Origin of the sequence: Bacillus salipaludis (genome assembly GCF_030938565.1) — a bacterium.
Lineage (GTDB): Bacteria > Bacillota > Bacilli > Bacillales > Cytobacillaceae > Neobacillus > Neobacillus salipaludis_A.
Map to the genome: position 1 here is coordinate 3,626,327 of NZ_JAVGVR010000001.1, position 25,816 is coordinate 3,652,142.

Here is a 25,816-nt window from a genome sequence, read left to right on the forward strand (position 1 = left end):
TATGACGTAAATGATTCTGCGTAGTCTTTTTATACAAGTCATTAGGGTAATGTAATATTTTCATATAATTCTAAAATTTTAAAAATATCATTTACATAAATTTTCAAGTATGCTATATTCTGTAGAGTGTATAACAGTTTTACGCACAACCGTATTATAAATGTATGATTAGTAGTCATGAAGGGAGGATTAGCAGGAATTATTAAAGATTATATCTCATAAAAAGTATGTATCGTTAAATTAGTGAAACTTTTTAAAACGTTATAAAATGAGGTGATAGGATGGAACAAAAAATTCAAGAACTGCCTGTACAAAAAAATATCTCTTACGAAGAATTAATTCAAACGAAAGAATTCCAAGAATTGGTGCAAAGGAAAAAAACATTTATCCTCCCAACAACAATCTTTTTTCTTATCTTTTATTTTACACTACCTTTATTAGCGGCCTACACGAAGGTCCTGCACACAGAAATTATTGGACCGATTACAGGTGCATGGATTTTTGCCGGATTACAATTCTTACTAGTCTGGGTATGCGGTTTTATTTATGTTAAAAAATCAGAAAAGTATGATAATTTAGCGGAAGCTATTTTACATAAATATCGAGGGGAGCTTAGTGGATGAGTACACTTTCAATCTTGCTATTTATCGGAATTATTGCATTAACATTGGCTATTACTTATTTCTCTTCAAAGAAAACCAAAAGTACCAGTGATTTTTATACAGCTGGAGGAGGACTTACCGCAACACAAAATGGCCTAGCCATAGCTGGTGATTTTATGTCGGCAGCATCCTTTTTAGGAATAACCGGAGCGATTTCCTTAATTGGATTTGATGGGTTTTATATGAGTGTTGGAAATTTATTGGGTTTTCTTTTCTTGCTTTATTTAGTTGCGGAACCGATGCGTAATTTAGGAAAATACACATTGGCCGATATGATTACCGCACGTTTTAAATCCAATAAGGTTCGTGGTATGTCAGCAGCTAGTACCCTCGTTATTTCAATTTTTTATATGATTGCCCAATTGGTCGGCGGCGGCGGACTGATTAGTTTAATGCTGGGGATCGATTACTGGCTTGCGGTCGTGATTGTTGGAGTCTTAATGACTATATATGTCATTTTTGGAGGGATGACAGCAACGAGCTGGGTACAAATTACAAAGGCCGTGCTTTTGCTTGGAGGCTCGTTGGTGTTAACCCTATTAGTATTTGCAAAGTTTGACTTCAGCATTATTCAAATGTTCCATCATATTAAATCGGCCAGTCCATTTGGTTCGGAATTGGCGAATCCGGGAAATAAGTACAGTAATGGATTGGACATGATCTCTCTTAACATGGCACTTGTTCTTGGAGTCGCAGGGCTGCCGCATCTGCTGATTCGCTTTTTTACTGTAAAAGATGCAGCAACAGCAAGAAAATCGGTGGTTTATTCCACTTGGATTATCGGAGCGTTCTTTCTAATGGTTGTCTTCCTCGGATTTGGTGCAACAGTTTTTGTCGGCTGGGACAAAATTGTGGCCGCTAATCCTGCGGGGAATTTGGCCGCGCCAATGTTAGCGCTTTCTGTAGGTGGAGACTTTCTATTCGCTTTTATTTCAGCTGTTGCTTTTGCAACCATTCTTGCCGTTGTTTCGGCTCTTGTTTTAACGTCTGCCTCTGCTTTTGCGCATGATATTTATGGGCAAATTATTAAAAAAGGAAAAATTACAGAAAAGCAACAAATGAAAGTAGCCCGTATTTCTTCTATTATTGTAGCCGTTGCCTCCATTCTTTTAGCATTAGTTGCAAAGAATTTAAATGTTGCGTTTTTATCCGTCCTGGCCCTAGGAATTGCGGCAAGCGCCAACCTGCCTGTTATGTTATGTACAATCTACTGGAAGCGATTTAATCAGACAGGTGCCCTAACAGGAATGGTAGTTGGATTAATTAGTTCGGTTGTGCTTGTTTTGTTAAGCCCAAATGTTTGGAACCCCGAAGCGGGTAAGGCGATATTAACAGGAACGCCGTTATTTCCATTAGCTAACCCTACGATTATTACCGTTCCACTGGGTTTTATTGGTGCATATTTAGGAACCATCCTATCATCTAGGAAGAAAACGGAAAAAGGATCCTTTGAAGAAGTGTTATTTAAATCAAACACTGGATTTGGAATTAGCGTACCAAAAGAACATTAAAGGTAAGATTAACGGGTGCGTGTGTTTAACAAGAAAAATAGTTTAGATGTTCAACAATCGGGCACATAACTTGAACAGCCGGTCTGCTATAGCCGGCTGTTTGATCTTCCAACATAAGGTGCAGGTAAATTATATAAGATCACCAACAAGGTTGAAGGTCTTTAGCATCGTGATTTCTTAATGAAGTAAATGCCGTAACTGTTCAGCCTGTCTTCGACTGTCATTAATTGTTTCATCGGCAATTTGTTTACTGCTTGAATCTAAATCACCTTTAATAAGCTCTGCTGAATAGTGGACTCCATATTTGTCTAAACCCTCAATAGCTTGCTCTATGATTCTTCTTTCATTATCAGGGATCATAAATTTATGCATAAAGCTAATCATTGATCCAGAGATACCCTCATCGTCAGCCGGAACTCCACCAAGATTCTGAATTCGTTCTGCTATCTTTTGGGCATTTTGCTTTTGCTCTTGCTGAATTTGTTGAAAGTTTCTTTTTACATCATGATTGTTTAACTTTTGGATATATTGTTCAAAACCATGTATTCCCATATATGTACCTCTTAATAATGTGTTTAATTCTTCTATAACGGTCTTATTTATCATAATCTCACATTCCTTTCTATATAGAGGGAGTTTAGTTTAAGTGTAATCATTCACAATCTGTATTTTTTTGTTTGCTACTGCAATTTTCCTCTACACAATTGAACCACTGCCGTTAGGTAAGGGACGGCATAGTGAACGTTTTAATAAAATTACTTCGTCGGCAGATCAAGTTTAATTTATAATTTTTTCCAAAAAGCGTAAACTACTAAAAATTGATAACCGTTGATAGAGCAGAACTTTTACCGCTGCATTAAAAGAGGGTGATTTGGTTGATCCAAAAGGTGATTCATTCTACACATATTTATATTCTTCTCTTCATGTCGACTGGATTTATGGTCCATGTTTTGCTGCATCCTGTGATTTTAACTTCATCCAAACGGGACTCATGGCTCTCTGTGATCGCTAGCGTGGTTCCTTTAATCCTTTGGACGGCGATGATTTATTATCTAAACAAAAAGTTCGAACAAAAAAACATGTTCTCATTGTTGATTTCATTGCATCCCTTGATTTCCTATCCGATTCGTATTCTGTTTGGTCTTTATTTTTTTCTTACAGCATTTATCACGTTCAAGTATACAGGCTTTTGGGCAAAAACAAATTACGCATTTGACATTCCTGGTTTCATCGTCGTAGTTCCATTTGCATCTCTATGTTATTATGCTTCACTGAAAGGAATTCGAACCATTGGTTCCTTATCAATTTTCTTATTGCCTTTGGTTTTAATGTTTGGATTTTTAGTAGGAATTGGAAATATAAAAAATAAGGATTACAGCATGCTGTTCCCCGTTTTTGAGCATGGAAATCAAGGATTTTTTTTCGGAATCATGTATACATGTGCCAGTTCATTTGAAATCATTTATTTTCTTTTTATCACGCCCTATATAAAAGACCGGATCAAAATCAAGCCGATGATATTTGTTAGTATCGGAATCTTCTTCTTAACACTAGGTCCCCTGGTAGGAGCGATCGCTGAATTTGGTGCGGAGGAGGCAGAAAAGTTGAAGGTTCCTGCCTATGAACAATGGAAATTGCTAACACTTGGCGTCCATATCACCCGCCTTGATTTTCTGTCGATCTTTCAGTGGTTTTCAGGGGCATTCATCCGGATCAGTTTAAGTATGTTTATCGTAAACCAGCTATTGGATCATTACCAAAAAAAGAAATGGATTCTTCCTGTTCTTTACACCCTGCTTATCGTCAGCGTGTTAATACCCTGGGATTTCAGTTCTTTTTTTTCGCATTTATATTCCGTTTATTTTCCTGCTAGCCTGGTGTTTCTGTTTTTTGCTTTTGGGCTGTTGTTTTTTCTTAGCCGAATTAAGGGGGATGCTTTGTGAAAAAAAAGAACCTATCGATACTAGAACTAAAAGAGTGGTTCCAACTTTCTTCCGATATTGTGCTGCAAACCAAATCCTATCAAGGCAGGATTTCTGGCCATTCTCTTGCCTTTTTATATTGTCCCAATTTAGTGGACACTAAGGTGATGAACGAAACCGTTCTCCCCAACATAAATGAAGCGATGGAAAAGGAGCAGACCCTGAAGCTGGAACACCTAAACTGTCTCTTGGGGATCACGAAGCTTGGTGATGCCGAAAATATCAAATATGAAATAGAACAAAGGCTTTTTTCCGGAGAATTGGTCATTTTGAATGCGGATTCAGCAGATGTCTATTTTATTCCCGTCTCCAATCCTCCTAAGAGAAGCCCGGAAGAAACCAATTTGGAACAATCTGTTCGGGGACCAAGAGACGGCTTTGTGGAAAATATCTCCGATAATATGGCGCTGATCCGTCAACGATTGAAAACATCTTCCTTTAAAAACATTGAATATACGATTGGTGAAAGAAGCAAAACAAAAGTTTTACTGCTTTATATAGAGGATATACTCAATCCCTCTATTTTGGATGACGTGCAAAGGCGGTTACAATCTTTTACCATCGATATTTTAAGCAGCAGCAATCAACTGGAAGAAATGCTCTATGACCATCCCTATTCCATTTTTCCGTTAATGGATTACGTCGGGAGACCCGATTTTCTTGTGGACGCCTTGAATCAAGGGAGATTTGCCATTTTGTTAGATGGAAGCCCTAGTGGTTTGATTGGACCGACAGCCCTTATGCAATTATCGTATTCTCCTGAAGATGCGCATACCAGTTTTTTTTACACTAGTTTCGTTCGGTTACTAAGGGTATTCGCTTTAGTCACGACCATTTTATTGCCGGGCTTTTACATTGCCTTAATCACATTTCAGACCGAGCAGATTCCTTATACCCTGCTTGCCACCATCTCCGTGTCAAGATCAGGGCTACCATTATCAGGATCTATGGAAGCGTTTATCATGTTAACCTTGTTTGAACTGTTTAAAGAAGCAGGGCTGAGACTTCCAAAAGCTGTCGGGCAAACCGTTGCCGTTTTAGGCGGGTTGATTATCGGCGATGCGGCAATCCGAGCCGGATTAACGTCTCCGTCCATGCTGGTGGTGATCTCGATTACTGTTATTTCAGGGTATACATTGGTCAACCAAAACTTGGCGGGCAATGTGACCATTCTTCGCTATTTCGTCCTTTTCCTCTCATCTATGCTCGGGATGTATGGATTTTTTCTATCATTTTTTATTATTATAGTCCTTGCTTTTTCGCTTGAAAGTTTCGGGCAACCCTATTTAACCGTATTTGCATTTCCAAATATGTCAAACATCATAAAAAATTTTATTAAATTACCCTATAAACAGTTAAATAAACGCAATTCTTCTTATGAACCAAAGGACACAACTAGGCAAAAGGAGTAGTTTTCCATGAGGAACCTGATTTCTTTCATCATTGTAACGAGCCTTTTGTTTCTTTTGACAGGTTGTTTTGGGGCAAAGGAAATTGAAGCCGAGACTTATGTAACCGCTATTGGAATTGACTATAACAAGGGAAAATTTAAACTTTATATTCAGGGTCTAAATTTTGGGAATATTGCTAAACAAGAAGGAGCTTCTTTAGAACAACAGCCCATTTTAATAGGGGAAGCGAAAGGAGAAAGTATCTCGGCAGCAGCTGGGTTATTGGAACAAAGGTCCTCTTTGCCATTAAATTATGGACATGTTCATACCTTCATCCTGAGCAAAAATATAATAAAAGAAAAAATGGCGGATGTGATTGATCTTATCAGTCATGCGCCTTTATTGCGATACAACTTCTTCATTTTTGGCACAGAAGAGAATCTAAAATCGTTAATGCAAACTCAAAGCTTTTTTAATTATCCACAATTGTATTCGGTCATCCATCGACCAGAAAGGCTCATCCGATATAACTATTCACTCCCGGTCATGACATATAATCAATTTACTTCCCGTTATTACCGACCGGTTGGAACGATTTTAATCCCGTCGTTAACCATCGACAAAACCCATTTTTCAGAAGGAAAGGAAAAAGCACTCCCTGTGATTAACGGAGAATATTTGATTTCCAAGCAGCGGTTTAAAGGATGGTTGGGTAAAAAGGACTTAAGCGGATTAAGATGGATCAAGACAGGAATCCAAGATACCACTCTCCGGATAGGGACCGAAAGCATATCGGTAAGAGTAAAAAACCCTAAAACAAAAATTATGGTATTAAAAGGAAAGAATCCTACTTATAAGATTGTGGTAAAAGGGGAGGCTGTTCTGGTGCAAAATAGAAATAACAAACAACTCAAAGAAGTGGAAAACGTGTTAAATAAAAAAATAAAAAACGAAATTTTGTCGACTGTGAAGAAGGGTGACCAGCTGAATACAGATGTATTGAATATCAGTGAAAAACCATATAAATATGATTTGAATCATTGGAATATCGAGACAATCAGAAGATTTAACGTGCATTCAGTAAAAGAAGTACAGGTCAAGATACAAGTGGATCCAGGGAATTTCAAATATTAAAAGGTAATTTGGGGGATCGGAAATGTACAATCCGGAAATTGAAGCGATGAGTCGCACGGAATTGGAAGCATTACAATTTTTACGCCTTAAACAGACGATAAGAAAGGTTTATGAAAATGTGGCGCATTATAAGGGGAAATTTGAGGAATTGGGTATCACACCTCAAGATATCCAATCGTTGGACGATGTAAAAAAGCTACCTTTTACAAAAAAACAAGACTTGCGGGAACACTATCCATTTGGATTGTTTGCCGTTTCGATGGACGAAGTAAACCGAATCCACGGATCATCTGGAACGAGCGGAAAACCAACGGTTGTCGGATATACAAAAAATGATATAAAAAATTGGGCATCCATAGTTGCTCGCTCCATTGTTACAGCTGGGGGAAGAAAATCAGATGTTTTTCATAATGCTTATGGATATGGTCTTTTTACAGGCGGGCTTGGACTTCATTATGGGGCGGAAGAACTGGGGGCTGCCACTGTTCCTATTTCAGGGGGAAATACGGAAAGACAAATAACGATTATTAATGATTTTAAACCAAGAGGAATTTGTGGAACCCCATCCTATATTTTAAATATTGTTGAGCAAATGGAACGCATGGGAATGAATCCGCGTGAGACAAGTCTTGAATATGGAATCTTCGGTTCTGAACCGTGGACAGAGGAAATGCGGGCTACACTTGAGAGAAAACTGGACATTAAAGCGATTGATATTTACGGTTTAAGTGAGGTAATGGGCCCTGGGGTGGCCATTGAGTGTTATGAAGCTCAAGATGGTTTGCATATTGCTGAAGATCATTTTTTTGTGGAGGTTCTTAACCCTGAAACATTAGACCCGGTCGAAGATGGCCAAGATGGAGAGCTTGTGTTTACCACCTTAACAAAAGAAGCACTGCCAATTATTCGTTACCGAACGGGAGACATTACTTCCATCACCCGTGAAAAATGTAAATGCGGCAGAACACATACGCGTATGTCCCGGTTAAAAGGAAGGACAGATGACATGCTGATTATTCGCGGTGTAAATGTTTTTCCTTCAGAGATTGAGCGTGTTCTTTTACAAATTAAGGGGCTTGTTCCAAATTATCAAATTCATTTGATTAAAAAAGGGAGTTTAGACAGTGTAGAATTACACGTTGAAATTGAAAAACAGCTTTTTGAGGAAGTTGGAGAAGATTTAGGACATGCGACGATTCAAAAATTAAAAAAGAATATTCAGCATCAAATGAAATCAAGCTGTTTAGTGACAATGGATACGATTATCCAAAAACCAGGAAGCCTGCCTCGATCTGATGGAAAAGCAAAGAGAGTTTTAGACAAAAGAAATCTTGCGCAAGAAGTTTCATAAAGCTTTTACAAATATGGTTAAATGAAAGCCTTGCCCAGACCATTATTTGACAGCAAGCTTAGGTGTAATGGTCGAGAATACACGGTTAAAAACGTTCTATCTTATTCTTAATTTTCAATTATAAATGTGCCAATAAGGCACCAAAGGATTCGCTGGATTTTGGTGCGTTCATATTATGGAATTGTATTGAATTCGTTTACATAAAAATACCCCTCCTTAATGGGGAGGGGACAGGAAATTAGAATCCAAATGGTCCAGGTGGACAGCAAGGATTAACGGGGGCACCACACATCGTATGTGTTTCACAGCATTCATTTACACATGATTCTGTGTGTGGAAAAAAGTGTTGATGATTTACATGAAGCTTGTTGACAGTAGTGGTATGAGAAGGATGAATATGTTGTACGACTTTATTAAATAAATTGGTTTTCACATATTGTTGTCCAGGTGAAACAAGTGGCGGATCATACTGTGCAGGAAACGCTTGTGGCGGACAGTATATTGGTTGACATGGTGGTGGCGGACAGAATGGAGCTGGCATTTGTTGTACAGGAGCAACCTGATTTGGCATTGCATTTGATGGAAATCCACCAAATCCCATATTTCTATTCATAGTTATTTAACCTCCAGGTAAATTTGTCTTGTTACATCAATAGTCTATGCGAACTTTGTTCGTGCGGACTAGTTCTGATACCTATTTATGTCAAAATTATCGCAGAAGATCCCGCCGTTATCACATAAAAAATGACATGACTGTAGGTTTTTTTTCATACAATATTTTTGGGGTGAAAAAATGCCGAGAGTAAATTACCGAAGCTCAGACGTTGACGTAATGGCAAGGATGATGCGAGCAGAAGCCGAAGGTGAAGGAAAACAGGGAATGTTGTATGTTGGAAATGTAATTGTGAATCGTCTTGCAGCAAATTGTTTAGATTTTAAAGGTTTAAGAACAGTTCCCCAAGTTATTTTTCAAGTACAAGGAGGAAATTTCTCCTTTGAAGCCGTTCAAAAAGGGAATGTATTTTATCAAAGATCAAGAACTGCTGAAAGAAGATTAGCAAAACAGAATTTGGATTATTGGAGAGACCACCCAGCGAAATATGCCCTTTGGTATTTTAATCCACATGCGCCATGCCCTCCAACATGGTACGATCAACCTCAATCTGGTCAATTTAAACAACATTGTTTTTATGAGCCAAAAGCTGGAACATGTGATAGTGTATATAGCGGTTAAGCTTACTCTAGGAGTAAGCTTTTTTTCATAGTTAGAATATTTACATAATAAAAATATGTATAGTTATGCTTTACAGTACTTTAATCAATGGGGTCTTCCAATACATATTTACTTGTCTCCTAAGATTTTTTGTGTAATAAATCATACTAGGAAATAACGGCAAGGGGAGAGAATAATGGAATTTATAATAGGATATAGAGAAAATGCGGTACTGAGGAATAGCTTTAATGAGCTGGCAATGAAAACCTTTGGGATTGAATTTGAGGATTGGTACCAAGAGGGCTATTGGACAGATAAATACATACCTTATTCGCTGGTTGATCATGGGAAAGTGATTGCCAATGTTTCTGTTAACCTGCTAGAGTTGGATATTGGTGGCCAGAGGGTACCGGCTATTCAAATTGGTACCGTCATGACGGACCAAGAGTATCGAAATTGCGGGTATTCAAGGCTGCTCTTGGAAAAAGTGATCGAAGACTATAAGCATATTGAAGTTATGTATTTATTTGCGAACGACACAGTCCTCGACTTTTATCCGAAATTCGGTTTTGCAAGAATGGAAGAAACCTTGTTTAGTTTAGAAATTCAGCCTAAAAGCAACACTCTTCCACCAAAAATCCGAGATTTAAAGTTTATTTATGAAGCCGCTGCAAAGAGAAAACCAGCTACTCAATTCGGGACAGCAGGAACTGAAGAATTGCTGATTTTTTATGCTATGAAGGTGTTTACAGAGGATATTTACTATCTTGAACAGGAACAGGCTCTCGCTATTTGCCAACAAGAGGGAGAAACACTTCACCTATATGATGTCATCTCTGATCGACAGATCGATTTACTACATCTAATCAGCCAGTTGCGCAATAGTGAAACCACAAAAGTGGTCTTTCACTATACCCCTGAAATCGCTGAGGTTCAAATGGGAGAATGCCAAGGTGGGAATGTCTTGTTTGTCAGAAATACTGGCAATATTAAATTTCCTAAACATTTTAAACACCCAATCACCTCACAGGCGTAGTTTTAAAAGACCTAGGGGACGGTTCTGTGGCTTTTTAGTTCAAAAGTGGTCCCAAGAATTATGTCCATATGATATGCTTTTTGGTCATTCGTCGGCTTTATATCTTAAAATGTTTTGCAGTCGATGGACCGAACAGGGAGCGATAAACCGTCCATTCATTGGAATAATATACATCATTTTGAAACATACTTTAAAAAATGACGTAAAATGGGGGTTTAAAGTGTTTAAGGTTAAGGAACCGTTAAGCTCATCCGAATTAGGGACGCTTTGGCTTACATACCAAGAAAAAACAATGATCCTAAGAATTTTTGAATACTTTTTAAAAAAATCAGATGACCAAGAAGCTAAAAATATCATGGGTATGTTGTGGCAAGAATTGGATTATTATGTAGAGTTGATAAAAGGGATTTTTGAACGTGAAGGGGCAGTTGTTCCTAAAGGATTTACCAAAGAAGATGTTAATTTAGATGCACCCAATTTATATGATCATGGATTTGACATTATGTTCCTGCGCATTTTAAAAGAAATCAGTATGGGTATGTATACCATTAATATGAATATGGCATACCGAATCGATGTTATGACCATTTATGAAGGTCTGACTAACGTTACTCATAAGTGTTATAAATTGGCAACTGTCTATTTACTAAAAAAAGGGATTCTTACACCTCCTCCAATTATTACCATGCCAAAAAGAACTGAATTCATTGAAAGTAAACGCTATATGAATGGATATAAACCATTTAGTGAAAAAAGGCCATTAAATGCTATTGAGTTGGGCTTTCTACATCATGGAATTGAAACGAATAACATTGGAATGCAACTTATTACTGGATTTGCTCAAAGTGCAAAGAACAAAGAAGTTAGACAATATTTTGAAAAAGGGAAAGAACTTGCCAAAAGGCAAATAAAAACATTTCAAGATTTACTCTTAGAAAATGATATTCAGTTTTCGACTGGGTCTGGATGTACGGTAACGAATTCAACAGTTGCTCCATTTTCAGACAAACTCATGATGTTTTGCATCGACTTACTGAATGGGTTCTGCATTGTTGGGGAAAGTTTCGGAACCTTTTTCACATTAAGAAATGATATATCTTTAAAAACCGCGTTACTTGCCAAAGATGTGTATTTTTACGGTCAAGAAGGACTTGAAATTATGTTTAAACACGGATGGTATGAAGAACCGCCACAAACAGAAGATCGAAATCATTTAATAAATAAAAATGAATCATAAAAAAGGTCATTAGACAGATACTAACATTAGTGTTAAATTTAACACTAATTTTCAATGTGGAGGATATACTATGAATATTCTTTTTAGCTTATTATCAGCCTTAATTACTTTGTTAGTTAAAGCTACATTCATAATGGAAAAGATGGATTCTAGATTAAAATCTTTTTTAAGAATGCCCATCTTAACAAAAGCATAGAGATTTCATCAAGTATGATCTCATTCACATTGTGATAAGAAAAAGGTAAGCATTAATGCTTGCCTTTTTTATATGCTAGTGATTTCTTTTGACATATCATACAATCTCCTTATTGAGCGAATTAATACTCTCCAACACTTCTCCATTTATATGACTTTTTCCGAAAATATAGATGACTTTTAATATGACTATCCTCACTATTTGTTGTGATCTACAGGCTTTACACTAATTCTAGTTGGGAAATGTTTCTAGGTCTCTGGTCGTAGGAAATATTACAACACCCGCCCGAGGCTTATGGATTAGTCGAAACCCTATAATAAAAAAGGAAACTGGTGAAAAGTGGAAGATTATACAACCATTAACGGAGGGGAAAGAAGTTATGCAGTCGTGGATCAAATTTTCTTTAAAAAACGCCGGGGTTATTTTTATCGCTATGCTATTGGTGATCGTGGGTGGGATTTATTCCGTCAAAACGATGAAGATGGAGTCGATGCCGAATGTCGACATACCTTATATCATCGTACAAGTTCCATATGTTGGAGCTACGCCTGAACAAGGATTAGAAGATATAGGGAAGCCGCTTGAGACGACGCTGTCGGGGATCAAGCAACTGGATAATCTCTACATTGAAGCACACAGCAATATGGTTGTCGGGATTCTTGAGTTTGAAATGAGCAAGAACATGGAAGAGGCCGAAAAGGATGTAACAACTGCTATCGCAACGGTCAAGCTGCCGGAAGGTGCTGAGAAACCTCAAATCCTAAAGGATGGTCCTTCTGCCATGCCAGTCTTTCAGTTTGCGCTTTCTTCAGAAACAGCAGGGCAATCTGACTTGACACAATATATCAATGAACACATTAAGCCGGCCTTATCTGGAATTGACGGTGCAGGGTCCATTGAGATCAATGGCGAGACTGAAAAAGAAGTGGCCGTCAAACTTGATTCCAAAAAGATGAAGAATTACGGGATTTCTTATGAGACCGTCAAACAAACATTTTTAGCGCATCATTTTTCGTTTCCTGCCGGGCAGGTCAATATTGATGATAAAACCTTGAACGTTCAGGCAGATTTCAAGCTGGATTCTGTACAAGATGTGAAGAAAATTCAAATTTTGGCTCAAGGTCCTGCTGGTGTCGAGAACGTGAAATTATCAAAGATTGCTGATGTTTCATATACCAATAAAAAGGAACAGGTTTACACCCGATTAAATGAGAAGCCGGCCGTTTTGGTCGAAATGAAGGCACAGCCGGGTTCTAATACCGTTGAAGTGGTCAGTAAAGCAAAGGAAGCACTGGAAAAATTAGATCTTCCATCTGGTTATACTTTAACTAAATTATATGATACCTCCAAAGAAGTCAAAACATCTGTCGATGGGATGCTTCGCGAGGTGTTGCTAGGTACGTTGTTTGCGATTATTGTGACGTTTTTGTTTTTGCGGAATATAAGAGCAACCATTGTTGCCGTACTTTCGATTCCATTATCCATCTTAGCCTCAATGGTGACGATGAAATATTTTGGTTACAGCTTAAATATGATGACCTTGGCTGGAATAGCCGTCGCTGTTGGCCGGGTGATTGATGACTCGATTGTAGTGATTGAAAATGTCTACCGCCGGACCCTGACTAGTCCTAAACGGGATGAGCGGTTGGTGTTGACGGCTGCCAAAGAAGTGGGTGGAGCAATTACCTCATCCACTTTGACAACGATTGCCGTGTTCGGACCGCTTTCGTTTGTTCCAGGGATTATTGGCCGATTTTTTGCGCCGTTCGGCATTACAGTCATCGTTGCGCTCGCGTTTTCTTTGATTGTATCTTTAACGGTTGTACCATTATTAGCGAAGTTATTTTTACTGCGGATCAAACCTAAAGAGGAGAAGGAAACTTGGTTCGAAAAAGCCTATAAACATACTTTGTCTTGGGTGTTGACTCGTCGTGCTGTGACGATTGTGTTGGCGGTGGTAATGTTTGCCGGATCGCTCGCCTTGGTTCCGATGATACCGAAGAACTTTTTACCGCAGGAAAAAGCCGTCTCCTACCGGTTAACCGGGGAATTACCGGCTGGCACTTCATTGGAAAAGGCTAATGAGTTAGCCATTAAAGTAGAAAAGATTTTAGCTGATGAACAGCATATTAAAAATGCGCAAACAGTTGTGGGCGGCGACTTTATTCGTTTTTTCATCGATTTAAAGGAGGATGTGACGAAAGAAGAAACAAATGATTTCGAAAAGAATGTCCGATCTAAGGTGGAAAAATTGGACACTCAGATGCAGGTGGCACTTGCTCCTGTAGGGATTGTTGGAACCAGCGGTCTGGCCCTGATTGTGGAGGGTGGCAATGTCAAAGATTTAGCTACCGCCGGGAAGCTGATCGTTGATAAAATTAAGGATATCGATGGATTGGAAAATGTCGAATCAAATCTTTCAGGAGTAAAGGAACAGCTGCAGTTATCGATTGATGATCAGAAAGCTGCTGAAAAAGGGTTGAGCCCGATCATGGTGGCCGGCTTTGTAAGAGAGCTGATTGCAGGCAATCATGTGGGAGATATGCAGGTTGAAGGAAAAACAACAAGTGTTAATCTGTTGTTGAATAGTGGGTCCAATGACTCTATTAAAGATGTTTTGAGTCAGAAAATGACGAATCCGATGGGGCAGCAAGTGACTCTTTCTGAAGTCGCATCCCTTTCGAAGCAGCCTAGTCCTTCGGCATTGTACCGGTTAAATCAGCAGCAATATGTACAGGTTACCGGCCGGATTACAACAGATAATTCTTCGGGCGTGCAAGCTGAAGTAGAAAAACGGCTTAAAACGCTAGATTTGCCAAAAGGGATAACCTATCATTCCGAAGGCCAGGCACAAGCAATGAATGAAGGATTCACTAATATGACGATTGCGATGGCGGTTGCGATTGTGCTTGTGTTTATCGTGATGTTAGTGGCGTTTGGAAATATGGTCATGCCTGTTGCGATTCTATCCTCTCTACCGTTCATGTTCTCTGGCGGATTGCTTGGACTGTATCTGACAGGGCAGGCTCTTGGGATGCCGGCGCTGGTTGGATTCTTGATGTTAATTGGAATCGTTGTGACAAATGCGATTGTGTTAATGGAACGAGTAAAGCAGAACGAGAAGAAGGGCATGGCAATCAATGCTGCATTGCTTGAGGCAGGGAAGACCCGTCTTCGCCCGATTTTGATGACGGCGCTTGCGACGATTGGTGCGCTGCTGCCTTTGGCTCTGTCCAGTGATGGTGGATTAATTTCGAGGTCTTTGGCGATTGTCGTGATCTCGGGGCTACTGACTTCGACTTTGTTAACCTTAGTGATTGTACCAACAACATATCATATTTTGAGATCAACTAAGGCGAGATTTAATAGGAAGAAGGAAACAGTCGAGTCTACCATAACAAGAGGTGTGTCGTAGAATTTTAATTGTGGAGTGAAATAGGAGGGAGAAGTGTTTGATTGCACTTCTCTTTTTTTGTTTTTCTTTATAGATTTTTTGTGAAACTAGAATTGGACTTTATAGTTTTATTTTTAAAAGATGAAAGAGTCTCCATACAGAAACCCATAGGAAGGTTCTTCTAGAGGCTTTTTAGCCAATGGAACATCTCCGTAGCGTCATTCAAGCATAAAAGTAAGACCTATAAAATCCGCATTTTAACTGATTCACTTGTCCATTCAAAAGTTTTTCGAATTAATATGATAAATTATCATCTCAATTTTAATAGATTTTCTAATATAAAAATATGTTTCAATCCATATCTAGCATCAAGCAAGAAAAGACTTATTGACATTAATAATGAATAATAAGAGTTACCATTTTTGTTATTTTCTAAAGATTAGTACGGATTAGTAAAAAATATTGCGAAGTAAAAGGAGGTTGACAATGTTAGAAAGTAAGAATTTGGATCGTCGAATTTGTGATATTGAATCGGAGTCCAAAAATACACAAACCTACCGAGAATTTATGAAACAAAGTGAAGATGAGTTTGGTTTAAGACCAAGAAATTTAGATAATATGAGTAATGAGCAATTGACTGAGTATTTAGATTTCCTGGATTTCTTGTGGGGAAAGTAATCCAAGTAATAATGTCAATAAAAGAGGGACCTTGTTCAACAAGAAATAGGTATTATTTCCAATTATATGCCTTGCTTACTAAGCAAGGCATTTGTCATTTTGTTTTATAAATCGAGTAATAGTATCTTGGAAATGAATGAATCACATTGTTTTAAGAGTAGAGATAAAGATACATATTAAACGATTATTTCGTTAATTGATTCCGATCCTCAATCTGTGGAGGTTCTTCCATCCAGCCATTTTTTATCATTAGTTTTCCTCCCTCTTGAGCAAAACTAAAAATATCTTTTGAAAGTAGAGACATTTTTGCAGGTAAGTCATTTCGTAAACTAAATGCCCCTCCTAATGCATTACTTCCTAACCCAAATGAAGTTAATAAACCGGTGTTATACATCATTATTTTATCGGAAAATGGTGAAATTTTTGACGTAGTTGCTTTACCAGCATGTGTCGCTGGTGGTTCAATAAAACTTTGGCGTAAAAAATCACCAAGCTCCATTTCAATTTTTTTGGACAATTTCATTCCCTTTACAAGGTAATCTTGAACTTCCTTATTCTCGGCAACTTGGGCAAATCCAATCATTAGTTGCATTCCTACAAGGTTTGTTTCAACGGCATGGTGGATCAGAGATACTTCAATCGTATTTAGTGACCTGGTTTCACGGAAGGGATTGAGGCCGCCCCTATACTTTTTATCCTCTACAAAATGCACTTCTTTAGGCATTGATACGAAAGGCGGACGCACCAAAACTCCTTTTTCTAAAAGGTGTTGAGCTGCTTTGTAGTTCATCGTTTGGGCTTCTGCTGCTATATTGATAAAAAACTCATTAATATCTTTCCGATAAGACATACCACAATACAGCGAAAAAAGACTCATTTCCATTTTCGTCATCATATTCAAATAAAAGATATCGTAGAGAAAATCAAATAATTTTGGGGCCCCTTTATTTACATCACTTTCAGTAAAACCAATAGGAATCACTGCACCCTCGTTTTCGAATATCCCTGTAATATATTCGATGGCTTTAGCGGCAGCATCATAATGAGCTTGTAACAGTTGTTTTTCTTCATGATCAGCATGTTCTATAAAATGCTCCATGATTCTCATGATCATGGTTTTTTCTTGATAGGTCATCCATAAATTTGCTAATTCTGATGAAGTAATGGGAACTCCGCTCATTTTCTAACCCCTCTATGTTTTTTATGTAAATTTTTTTTACTTATCCTTATTATGTCCAATCAAAACTTTAAAATCCTTAAGCCTAGTTATTGAGAGTGAGTGGAAGTTGAACTTAAATTACGGGTTAAGAGTAAAAGAGGGGGATTGAAATCGTAAATTGGAATTTTCAATCAATCATTTTAAGACGACTCAAAAAGGTGATTTATTTTTAAAACATTTTTAATCTAAGTGCATAACTTTTTACTTTTAAATGATAATTAATTAAAATAGTTAGCATACTTATATTTAGTAAATCGAAATAAAATGGAGGCGAAAGTAAATGTGGATTCGGCTCATTCCCGTTGTTTTTTTTAGTATATCAGCCTTATCATTATTAACATTTCAATCAATTGAAATTATACATGCATTTTTTGATTTCATTTCTAATAACCCAAATAAAATTAGTAAATATTAAATGTATTTAAGGAACAACCCCTTCTCAGTGAGAAGGGGTTTTTTCAACACAATAAATTTTGGAATATTAAACGATCGGCACCGTTAGCTTAATAATGTTGAATACTTTTGTTTAGAGAAAAATGATAGACGAGGTGATAATATGAAGATACTCCTAATTTTAGGTAGTATTGTTATCCCCATTTTTATGATCATACTTCAAAGAAAATGGGTCAAGATCCAGAATCTTTATAATTTAGTTGCAATCATTTCAGCACTTATCTTTGGTAATATTGCTTCTATCGGAATAATTAATATAATCAATGATGGTACAGTATTTATGACCAATATTCATGCCCTTTTTTTAAATCCTTTTTTCTTAATGACAGGGGGGTACTTAGGAGTCTATTTGCTTTATTTAATTGTATTACGAGCATTGAATGATTATAAATAAGCAAGGACTGGGGAAATTAAGATGAATACCTGAAAAGTGAAATTTCTTTAGTGAAAGGATGGACTAAATTAATTGGAACAAAATTATAATCCTGGACAAATCGTCTATGTAATCATTCGTAACCCACATGCACAGGATGTAGCTAATGTTCAAGAAGCTGCTGTTGTTCAGCATCCTGAATCACCAGGTCAATTAGCTCTGTTCCTTTATGAAACCTACTATCCATTAAATGATGCGGTTGCTGTTTATACAAGTGCAAATGAGGCCGAAATGGCTTATCAAGAAGCATTTGGCTTAACAGAGATAGAGGATTATTATGGTTAAGCCATTTATCCCTCAACTCGTCTATGTTGAACCCGGTGCATTGGACTATCCACTTGGAAAAGAGTTGGTTACCAAATTTGAGGATATGGGGGTCGAAGTGAGAGAAACGACTTCACATAATCAGATTCGTAACTTACCAGGGGATACTGATTTTCAAAGATATCGGATTGCGAAATCTACACTGGTTATAGGGGTTAGGAAAACCTTGAAGTTCGATACCTCGAAGCCTTCTGCGGAATATGCCATTCCCTTTGTAACAGGATGTATGGGGCATTGTCATTACTGCTATCTGCAAACAACGATGGGGTCCAAACCTTATATCCGTACATATGTAAATCTCGATGATATTTTTGAAGCAGCAGAAAACTATATGAAAGAACGTGCCCCAGATCCAACCAGATTTGAAGCTTCTTGTACATCAGATGTCGTGGGTGTTGATCATTTAACCCATACATTAAAAAAAGCAATTGAATTTTTTGGTCAAACAGAATATGGAAAATTACGTTTTGTAACAAAATTTGCTCATGTAGATCATTTACTTGATGCCAAGCATAATGGCCGGACCCGCTTTCGATTTAGTATGAATGACGATTATATTATCAAAACCTTTGAACCTGGCACATCAAGACAGAACGAAAGAATTGAAGCTGCAGGAAAGGTGGCAGAAGCAGGCTACCCCTTGGGTTTCATAATTGCTCCTATTTATCTGCATGATGGCTGGAAACAGGGGTATAAAGAGATGTTTGAAAAGTTAGAATCTGAGCTTTCTAATACAGCGAAAAAAGATTTAACCTTTGAAATGATCCAACATCGCTTTACAAAGCCAGCTAAACGCGTTATCGAAAAGAATTATCCCATGACAAAATTAGAACTCGATGAATCAAAGAGGAAATGGAAATGGGGGCGATATGGAATTGGTAAGTATGTCTATACTGATGAGGAGCAAGAAGATATAAAAGATACTCTTGGAAGCTATATTAGTACATTTTTTCCACAAGCTAAGATTGAGTACTTCACCTAAAATAAAAAATTCAGTTGATTAAGCCCTTCGAATAGAAGGGCTATTTATATTTATGCTTTGTCTCTGAGAAAAGAATTTTTGATGTAAGGGTAATTGAATTTAAATACTGATTCTGAGTCCCATAATCGTTTATTTGATTCATTTCTGCGTTATTAATAGGAAATGTATAAAGATTGGGGAATTGAATGACATTCTATCCCCCTTGTACGACTGCTTTTAGAATATGGAAATAAAAAACAGAAGGTACGGGACTTAATCCAATGTTAAAAGTAAATTTGTCCATTTCATCTATTTTTTACATACAACTGGAAACAGGTGAAGAAATTAAAATTAATGAAAGCTCTAATGGGAGGGGAAAAACATGAGGGATGGGGTACAAGCAGGGCTAACCTCAGCGGAGGCTACTACCCTATGGGGGGCATACATAAACGATAGTGCCATAAAGTATAAGTTTAAACATTTTTTATCGAAAATGGAAGATATTGAAATAAAGCCACTTATGCAGCACGCATTAGATATAGCTAATGGAAATCTTAAAACTCTAAGAGAAATCTTGAATAAAGAAAATTATCCTATCCCTTATGGATTTAACACAGATCATGATGTAGATATTTCAGCACCAAGATTATATTCAGATGTATACGTTTTGAATTACCTCCATAATGCCTCACAAATTGCTTTACAAGGGTATAGCATCAATTTATCATTCGCAGTTAGGGCTGATGTTTATAGTTATTTTAATGAATGTATTACCCAACTAACAAAGTTTTTAAGGGAAGTAAAAGAACTTCTGTTATTGAAAGGTCTTTATATAAGGTCTCCGTATTTACCTATTCCAAATAATATCGAATTTATAGACAATGAAAATTTCCTTACAGGCTTCTTTGGGAAGAAAAGGCCATTAGTTGGTCCTGAAATCACGAATCTTTTTGCTAATGATCAAAGAAATGCTTTTGGGGTATCGACTTTAATTGGATTTAGTCAAGTTGCCCAATCAGAAGAAGTAGTTAAATATCTATTTAGGGGTATAGGAATTGCTAAAAAGCATTGCGAAGTATTTGGGGATATATTAAAACAGGATGATCTTCCTGTTCCCACTAGCTGGGACTCTGAAGTAACAACCTCTACAACCTTTACCTTTTCTGACAAGTTAATGATGTTTTACACTACATCTTTAAATGCACTTAGTGTTGGATTTTATGGAATGAGCATGGCAACGAGTCCAAGAAGAGATATTGGCCTTCATTACATAAGATTATCTGCCGAAATTATGAGTTTCGCAGAGGATGGAGCAAAAATCATGATAAAAAATGGGTGGTTAGAAAAACCGCAAATGGCTCCTAATAGAAAAGAATTAGCTTTTAAAGATTTTGAATAAAAAATTAAATAATAACATGAAATTTTCCGTTTAGTGATTAATTGGTAGGCACCCCTCTTAAAATTGTAATCCTTTTTGAAAAGAATATTAAAGGTATCAAAAAAAGAAGAAACTAAAACAGCGGAGGTTAGAACAACAGACACGAATAAGTCAAATTCTCTTCCACTAATCCTGTCTGTTGTGGCTCTTATCCTTTCGTTAGTTGCTCTTGGACTTGGATTCCGTAATAAAAATACTAATCAATAGTTGACCTATTCATTTTTCGAATAGGTCATTTTTGGATTATAGGTGAAAGTTTAAAACCAAACGAGTTTATTTTACTTTTATAACAAACGGTACGGTCAAAATATGCCCATTGACGTTGAATTGACCCCACGCTTTGTAAACCCCACTCGTAGGAAAATAGGGGCATGAAGACCACATTAGGGCCTTTCCGAAATTTCTATGAAAACTGGTTAAAATTTTGTTATTTTTTGCATTTGAAAAGTCGGGAATGGCTTTATTCAACTAAAAAAAAAAGATTGTGAAAAAATGTACTGTGCGAAACGTTTCCTTATATGTGCCAAAGCACGAAAATGGAATTTTTACATTTTTACTTGAATATATACTAGGAAAAACTATAGATGGAGGACTATTTATGGCATTCGTTTCAATCTATACTGTTGGCAGGCTAAATCACCCGCATAGCCACTCTGCCTCTCGTGAATTTTTTCAAGTGGGAAATGAAGTATATCGTCAAGCAACTAAATCAGGTCTTATAGAGGCGTTTTCACCTGAAGGAGTCTCTTTCCCTGAAGATACCGTAAAAGGAAAGGGTTCTCCTATTCTTACACTAACCGTATGGAGAAGCCTTCAATCTTTATATCGCTTTACTTATTCAGGAAAGCATATGCAAGCATTGCATGATAGAAGTAGATGGATAGAGTCTTATCCAGAGAAACATCCTTCTTATGTAGTTTGGTGGACAGAAATGGTGCGGGATGTTTCATGGGAGGAGGCATTCAGGAGATACAACCATTATATTCAGCATGGTTCCACTCCTTATGCATTTGATTTTAAGAATGCATTTGATGAAAAAGGGGAGACGTTATTGATTAAATAGCAGGACATTTTATTTCCAAATTATCGTTTAGAGTTCTCTTACCTTATAGGTTTATTTTTTATAACAACTATTTGGGTATTTAAAATAACGTACGGTAGCTTCCTAAAGTACTTAACATTAAATGCTGTACTAGATTATCTTCTCGCATTCCCTATCGCAAAACTTTTCGCTAAAGTTGGAGTATTCCAATTCAAGAAAATGCGACCAAAACATTTTTACATATTGTCAGTTGTAACAGCAATCGTTATTTATATATATATCTATTAATAGTGGAACGAACTATTGTAAAAGAGGTAAAGAAATATTAGAAGATGTAATGGTTTTTGTACCCCTTATAAAACATAAGGCATGATTTTAGGATACTATTCATTACTTAAATATCAGGCTGCCATTTTGGTGGCTTTTTTTATTGAACGATATAGCAGGTAAGTTGAAGAAAATGTGGTATTTTATAAATAATTGAAGAAAGGAGACAGATATGGAGGCTAAAGAGAAAATCTACTACGAACGAAGTACGGATGAACTAAGGTTGAAAAATATAATTGCCCATAAACTTGTTCAAGAGTTTAACAATTGTCCAATCGAAGATTCAGAAAGAAAAGAGGAAATTATTAGGGAATTATTCGGAGGTGTCGGTGGAAATCCGAGTATTGAGCATAATTTCCACTGTGACTTAGGATACAACATCCACATTGGAGACAACTTCTATGCTGGATATAACTGCACTATATTAGATATGGCAGAAGTAAGGATTGGTGACAACTGTATGATTGGTCCTAACGTTGGACTATATACGGCGGGTCATTCAATTGAACCTAAAGATAGAAACAAGAGTGGTTATGCGATTCCAATAACAATAGGCAATGATGTGTGGATTGGTGGCAGTTGTGTTATCTTACCTGGAATCACGATCGGTAATAATTCAATTATTGCTGCTGGTTCTGTTGTTACGAAGGATGTACCTACTAATTCAATAGTGGGGGGAAATCCAGCGAAAGTAATAAAAAGTATATAAATGTCTAAAGTACCAAGAAAGATTGTGAAACATTGGACTTAAAGGAACTGATGATTATGTTGAGCTACCGGGGAGTAAGAGCTCCTAACTTATAAACTAGACAGGCTTTAGCGAGAACTAAACGGCATATTATTTCAACAAGAAGAAGAGTGGCGACAAAGCCACTCTTTTTTTCTATAGTAAAATACTTATCGAATGTTTGTGGTAGTTGTAAAATACAATTCTCCCAGAATTTCATTCACTTGATAACTATTTGGTGATAGTTCCTTGTTAATAAAATTGTTAATATCCAATTTATCAACATCATACATCACTTCAATTTCTTTAGAAAACAGAAGCTTCTCGTTTTCAAGCAAGTTAGAAAGGGGTGGCTGTTGTTTTTGTTGTGGTTCTTCTGTATTTAGAACTTGCTTTAGCCCCGCAACATAGTTTTCTAAAGGGCGTGCACCAACAATTTTTACCCCTTTGTTTTCTGCATTTACGATGATAATGGTTGGGAATCCACGAACACCTAGGCTTGCAGCAATCTTGAAATCCTCATTTAATAATTGCTGACCCATTAGTTGTTCAGCTTCCTTTACAATTGCCTTTCCATCAAGTCCAAGATTATTTACAATATCGATCAAAACGGATCCTTCTGAAATATTTTGATTAAATGCAAAAAGAGCTTCCCTTGCACGACGTAAATATTCATTGGCTAATGCGTCATTATGATTTTTTTGAATCACTTTAAATACTCGAGAAGGAGGATAGGAAGATTGCACTGGATTATCAAACATAAGAGTCCCATCAATTGGCATGCGGGAATATTCTCCCACTTCTCTCCAATGCCCAGCGACGTCAGCAGGCTTATAGATACCATTTGCAGGATCAATTGGTCCATCATGCCATTTTTCCAGCAACCCACCCATAACCGTATGGAAGTTGAAATAGTGGCTAAACTGTTCTACAAAACGGCGAAGTACTGGTTCGAGTGCCCAGCAATGTGAGCAAATAGGGTCTGTCACATAATATAAATCGACGGTTTTCTTTGGCTGGTGGAAATCAATAATCTCCATCTCTTCCTCCCCGGCTACACCACATACACCTGTTTCTAAATCACAAATCATTTTATTGTTTTCATTCATATGAAAATACCACCTTTATGTTTGTTTAAATGAAAAGAAGGCACATAGAGTTGCCCATTTAGAATTGATTTCCTTTTTGTTGTACAATTGCATTGTAGTACATAACGAAACATACTAATACCGATAGATAATTGGATTTATCGTATATACAACACATTTCATAAATTGTCGTAAAAGTAGGAGTGACTTTGTAATGAATCAAGAAAAAACGGACCCTCGAATTCTTCGGACACGTAAATTAATCATGGATTCTTTTATTGAACTTTCAGGTAAAAAAGAATTCAAGGATATTACCATTAAAGATATTACAACAGAGGCTATGGTCAATCGTGCGACGTTTTATTATCATTTCGAGGATAAATATGACTTATTAGAAAAGGTATTATCAGAGGTCCTGTTGATTAATTTGAATTCTGATCAAGTTGAGCAAGATGAACTAAATGAAGAAGCAATTGTGAGGGTCTTTTTAGCCATTACGAATTTTCAAAATTCCTTATCCAATCGTTGCCATAGCGGGTACGAAGATACTATAGCTCGCATTATAAGAGAACAACTAGAAATTATTTTTTACAAAATGTTGTTAAAAAGACATTCAATTGACGAAAATCAAGCACGAAAGAGAACTGCTGTCATGTTAAGTTGGGGACTCTACGGAGCATCTGTAGAATGGAGAAGAGATACAGGAGTACCACCGGAAGAATTTATTAAATCACTAATCCCTTTTATTATGTATGGGATTGATTTTGAGCCTTTAAATCGATTATGATTACAAAAAAATTGAACAGGTTCCATTTATATTGAAGAGGAAAAGGGTGCTGATACAGCCTTTCCTTTTTAATGGTCGCTGCGGCGGTCTTTTTTCTTGTTGAGCTAAAGGGGCAGGGTAATGGAAAAGGCAACTATTTAGGCAAATTATGATAACTTAGGTCATTTTCAACAAGGTTGAGTATTTCTCACAAAGGAGATATATGCCAAATGGAAAAATCACTATCAGCGACTTTTTATGTGATTCGCCGCACATTTTTTTCATTTCCACCATTGCCACCATTTCTTTTGCTGGGCGGCTGCAATCTGTAATCTGACTTCTTCCTCCATCAGCTTACTTCGTTCTACCATCAGTTGCTCTGAACGATCTACAAACCTTGCAATTTGGTTTATCTTTTCTTCGAGATAAGCTTCCCGTACGGCTTTCTCTTTTAAAAGTTTAATTAAATCAAGGTTTATTCGCTCTAAATGTTCAATTCTTTCCAATAGCTCATAGTGGTTTCGAGCCAGCTCTATATCTCGCTCATCTGTTTTCTGAACCGATTCTGTTTGGCTTTCCGCTCTATTTTCTTCAGAAGATCTTGCTATCTCTTCTTCAGACATCACTAAAAGCTCGTTAGGATCTTCTAGATCATTCGTGATTTCTACTGGTCCTGATACTGTATCCGATTTTTTTTGTTCAGAAACAGACGCCATCGCTGCTTCAACAGAATGTTCCAAAGTCATATCTTCCTGCTTACTGAATTCAATTAATTGACGGAGTATGTTAACATCTTGATCAAAAAATCCCCTGTGACCTCTAGTATTACGATGAATATGATACCCATGCTTTTCCAAGATATTAGCGTACTTGCGTAAAGTACTGCTATTTATTTTAAGCATTTTTTGTGCATCTCTGGGCGAATACATTTCACTCATAACCTTACACCTCCGCAATAATAACCTTACACCTCCGCAATAGTTTAGCATCTTAATCCTATAACTTTTAGTAAGATAACACTCTATTATTTAAGTATATAAAGAAAACTATGATAAAATTGTCGAACCAACAGAGTGTAACCACAATGTAAATAGATTGTTAGATTAATGAAAGAAACAGTTAATTTATTTGATTTGAATGCTAGAAATATAGTCTTTTAAACTTGAAAGAAATTTGGAATAGAAAGTGTAACTTACTCGTAGATTTTAAAAGAACTTGTAGTTTACCTCTAATAAAAATTTTTCGTAAGGAGT

At 36.9% G+C, this 25,816-nt stretch carries 23 protein-coding genes; 18 read left to right on the forward strand and 5 right to left on the reverse strand.

Translation table 11 applies throughout. From position 1 onward, the window contains the following. Window positions 1-281: 281 nt before the first annotated feature. Both RCG21_RS17985 and RCG21_RS17990 read left to right on the forward strand, forming a co-directional pair. Window positions 282-623 carry a DUF485 domain-containing protein gene (locus tag RCG21_RS17985; RefSeq protein WP_133337006.1) on the forward strand — a complete coding sequence of 114 codons (342 nt, stop codon included), beginning with the start codon at window positions 282-284 and terminating at the stop codon, window positions 621-623. Continuing rightward, window positions 620-2,173 carry a solute symporter family protein gene (locus RCG21_RS17990; RefSeq protein WP_308913549.1) on the forward strand — a complete coding sequence of 518 codons (1,554 nt, stop codon included), beginning with the start codon at window positions 620-622 and terminating at the stop codon, window positions 2,171-2,173. The genes RCG21_RS17985 and RCG21_RS17990 overlap by 4 nt, the downstream gene beginning before the upstream one ends. Before the next feature lie 177 nt (window positions 2,174-2,350). Here the strand turns inward: RCG21_RS17990 and RCG21_RS17995 are convergent, their stop codons facing one another. Continuing rightward, on the reverse strand, window positions 2,351-2,779 hold the full coding sequence (locus RCG21_RS17995; protein WP_308913550.1) for a DUF2383 domain-containing protein: 429 nt from the start codon (window positions 2,777-2,779) through the stop codon (window positions 2,351-2,353). Between the two features lie 269 nt (window positions 2,780-3,048). Here RCG21_RS17995 and RCG21_RS18000 point away from each other — a divergent pair, with 269 nt between their 5' ends. From RCG21_RS18000 to paaK, 4 genes are read left to right on the forward strand one after another with little or no spacing between them, the layout of a single operon-like run. Beyond that, on the forward strand, window positions 3,049-4,116 hold the full coding sequence (locus RCG21_RS18000) for an endospore germination permease (protein WP_133337000.1): 1,068 nt from the start codon (window positions 3,049-3,051) through the stop codon (window positions 4,114-4,116). Then, window positions 4,113-5,567 (forward strand): spore germination protein, encoded by a 1,455-nt coding sequence (locus tag RCG21_RS18005; RefSeq protein ID WP_308913551.1) that lies wholly within the window; start codon window positions 4,113-4,115, stop codon window positions 5,565-5,567. Before RCG21_RS18000 ends, RCG21_RS18005 begins: the two co-directional genes overlap by 4 nt. A 6-nt stretch (window positions 5,568-5,573) precedes the next feature. Continuing rightward, complete coding sequence (locus RCG21_RS18010) at window positions 5,574-6,680, forward strand: Ger(x)C family spore germination protein (protein ID WP_133336996.1); 1,107 nt, start codon at window positions 5,574-5,576, stop codon at window positions 6,678-6,680. A 22-nt stretch (window positions 6,681-6,702) separates the two neighbouring features. Further along, the gene (gene paaK, locus RCG21_RS18015) at window positions 6,703-8,031 is read left to right on the forward strand and encodes a phenylacetate--CoA ligase PaaK (protein ID WP_133336994.1); all 1,329 of its coding nucleotides are present in this window, start codon (window positions 6,703-6,705) and stop codon (window positions 8,029-8,031) included. A 238-nt stretch (window positions 8,032-8,269) separates the two neighbouring features. On the opposite strand, the gene RCG21_RS18020 is transcribed toward paaK, so the two are convergent. After that, window positions 8,270-8,644, reverse strand: coding sequence for a CotD family spore coat protein (locus RCG21_RS18020; protein ID WP_235824867.1), 375 nt, complete (start codon window positions 8,642-8,644; stop codon window positions 8,270-8,272). Between the two features lie 180 nt (window positions 8,645-8,824). Between RCG21_RS18020 and RCG21_RS18025 the strand changes: the two genes are divergently transcribed. The 5 genes from RCG21_RS18025 (at window position 8,825) to RCG21_RS18045 (ending at window position 15,785) form a co-directional block, all read left to right on the forward strand. Beyond that, complete coding sequence (locus RCG21_RS18025) at window positions 8,825-9,265, forward strand: cell wall hydrolase (protein WP_026572891.1); 441 nt, start codon at window positions 8,825-8,827, stop codon at window positions 9,263-9,265. 175 nt (window positions 9,266-9,440) lie between these two features. Beyond that, window positions 9,441-10,280, forward strand: coding sequence for a GNAT family N-acetyltransferase (locus RCG21_RS18030; protein WP_308913552.1), 840 nt, complete (start codon window positions 9,441-9,443; stop codon window positions 10,278-10,280). Then, window positions 10,213-11,517, forward strand: a complete 1,305-nt coding sequence (locus RCG21_RS18035) for a DUF3231 family protein (protein WP_308913553.1) — start codon at window positions 10,213-10,215, stop codon at window positions 11,515-11,517. Before RCG21_RS18030 ends, RCG21_RS18035 begins: the two co-directional genes overlap by 68 nt. Before the next feature lie 575 nt (window positions 11,518-12,092). Beyond that, complete coding sequence (locus RCG21_RS18040; RefSeq protein ID WP_308913554.1) at window positions 12,093-15,128, forward strand: efflux RND transporter permease subunit; 3,036 nt, start codon at window positions 12,093-12,095, stop codon at window positions 15,126-15,128. Window positions 15,129-15,593: 465 nt separating this feature from the next. Then, the gene (locus RCG21_RS18045) at window positions 15,594-15,785 is read left to right on the forward strand and encodes a hypothetical protein (protein ID WP_133336988.1); all 192 of its coding nucleotides are present in this window, start codon (window positions 15,594-15,596) and stop codon (window positions 15,783-15,785) included. 184 nt (window positions 15,786-15,969) lie between these two features. Here RCG21_RS18045 and RCG21_RS18050 read toward each other — a convergent pair whose 3' ends face one another. Beyond that, entirely contained in the window at window positions 15,970-16,965 is a 996-nt protein-coding gene (locus RCG21_RS18050) for a DUF3231 family protein (RefSeq protein WP_133336986.1), read from the reverse strand. A gap of 595 nt (window positions 16,966-17,560) precedes the next feature. Between RCG21_RS18050 and RCG21_RS18055 the strand changes: the two genes are divergently transcribed. From RCG21_RS18055 to RCG21_RS18080, 6 genes are all read left to right on the forward strand, one after another. After that, window positions 17,561-17,851: a transposase gene (locus tag RCG21_RS18055; protein WP_308913555.1), complete on the forward strand. Its 291-nt coding sequence runs from the start codon at window positions 17,561-17,563 to the stop codon at window positions 17,849-17,851. Window positions 17,852-17,923: 72 nt separating this feature from the next. Continuing rightward, a complete protein-coding gene (locus RCG21_RS18060) occupies window positions 17,924-18,175 on the forward strand; it encodes a transcriptional regulator SplA domain-containing protein (protein ID WP_133336982.1) in 252 nt (83 codons plus the stop codon). Continuing rightward, window positions 18,168-19,196 carry a spore photoproduct lyase gene (splB, locus tag RCG21_RS18065; protein ID WP_133336980.1) on the forward strand — a complete coding sequence of 343 codons (1,029 nt, stop codon included), beginning with the start codon at window positions 18,168-18,170 and terminating at the stop codon, window positions 19,194-19,196. The genes RCG21_RS18060 and splB overlap by 8 nt, the downstream gene beginning before the upstream one ends. 361 nt (window positions 19,197-19,557) lie before the next feature. Then, a complete protein-coding gene (locus RCG21_RS18070) occupies window positions 19,558-20,574 on the forward strand; it encodes a DUF3231 family protein (RefSeq protein WP_308913556.1) in 1,017 nt (338 codons plus the stop codon). A gap of 637 nt (window positions 20,575-21,211) precedes the next feature. Continuing rightward, window positions 21,212-21,676 carry a DUF3291 domain-containing protein gene (locus RCG21_RS18075; protein WP_133336976.1) on the forward strand — a complete coding sequence of 155 codons (465 nt, stop codon included), beginning with the start codon at window positions 21,212-21,214 and terminating at the stop codon, window positions 21,674-21,676. Window positions 21,677-22,154: 478 nt separating this feature from the next. Continuing rightward, complete coding sequence (locus RCG21_RS18080; RefSeq protein ID WP_133336974.1) at window positions 22,155-22,691, forward strand: sugar O-acetyltransferase; 537 nt, start codon at window positions 22,155-22,157, stop codon at window positions 22,689-22,691. A gap of 188 nt (window positions 22,692-22,879) precedes the next feature. On the opposite strand, the gene RCG21_RS18085 is transcribed toward RCG21_RS18080, so the two are convergent. Further along, window positions 22,880-23,818: a DsbA family oxidoreductase gene (locus tag RCG21_RS18085; protein WP_308913557.1), complete on the reverse strand. Its 939-nt coding sequence runs from the start codon at window positions 23,816-23,818 to the stop codon at window positions 22,880-22,882. Window positions 23,819-24,011: 193 nt separating this feature from the next. Here RCG21_RS18085 and RCG21_RS18090 point away from each other — a divergent pair, with 193 nt between their 5' ends. Beyond that, a complete protein-coding gene (locus RCG21_RS18090; protein WP_133336971.1) occupies window positions 24,012-24,584 on the forward strand; it encodes a TetR/AcrR family transcriptional regulator in 573 nt (190 codons plus the stop codon). A 260-nt stretch (window positions 24,585-24,844) separates the two neighbouring features. On the opposite strand, the gene RCG21_RS18095 is transcribed toward RCG21_RS18090, so the two are convergent. Beyond that, window positions 24,845-25,501, reverse strand: coding sequence for a MerR family transcriptional regulator (locus tag RCG21_RS18095; RefSeq protein ID WP_133336969.1), 657 nt, complete (start codon window positions 25,499-25,501; stop codon window positions 24,845-24,847). Window positions 25,502-25,816: the final 315 nt, after the last annotated feature.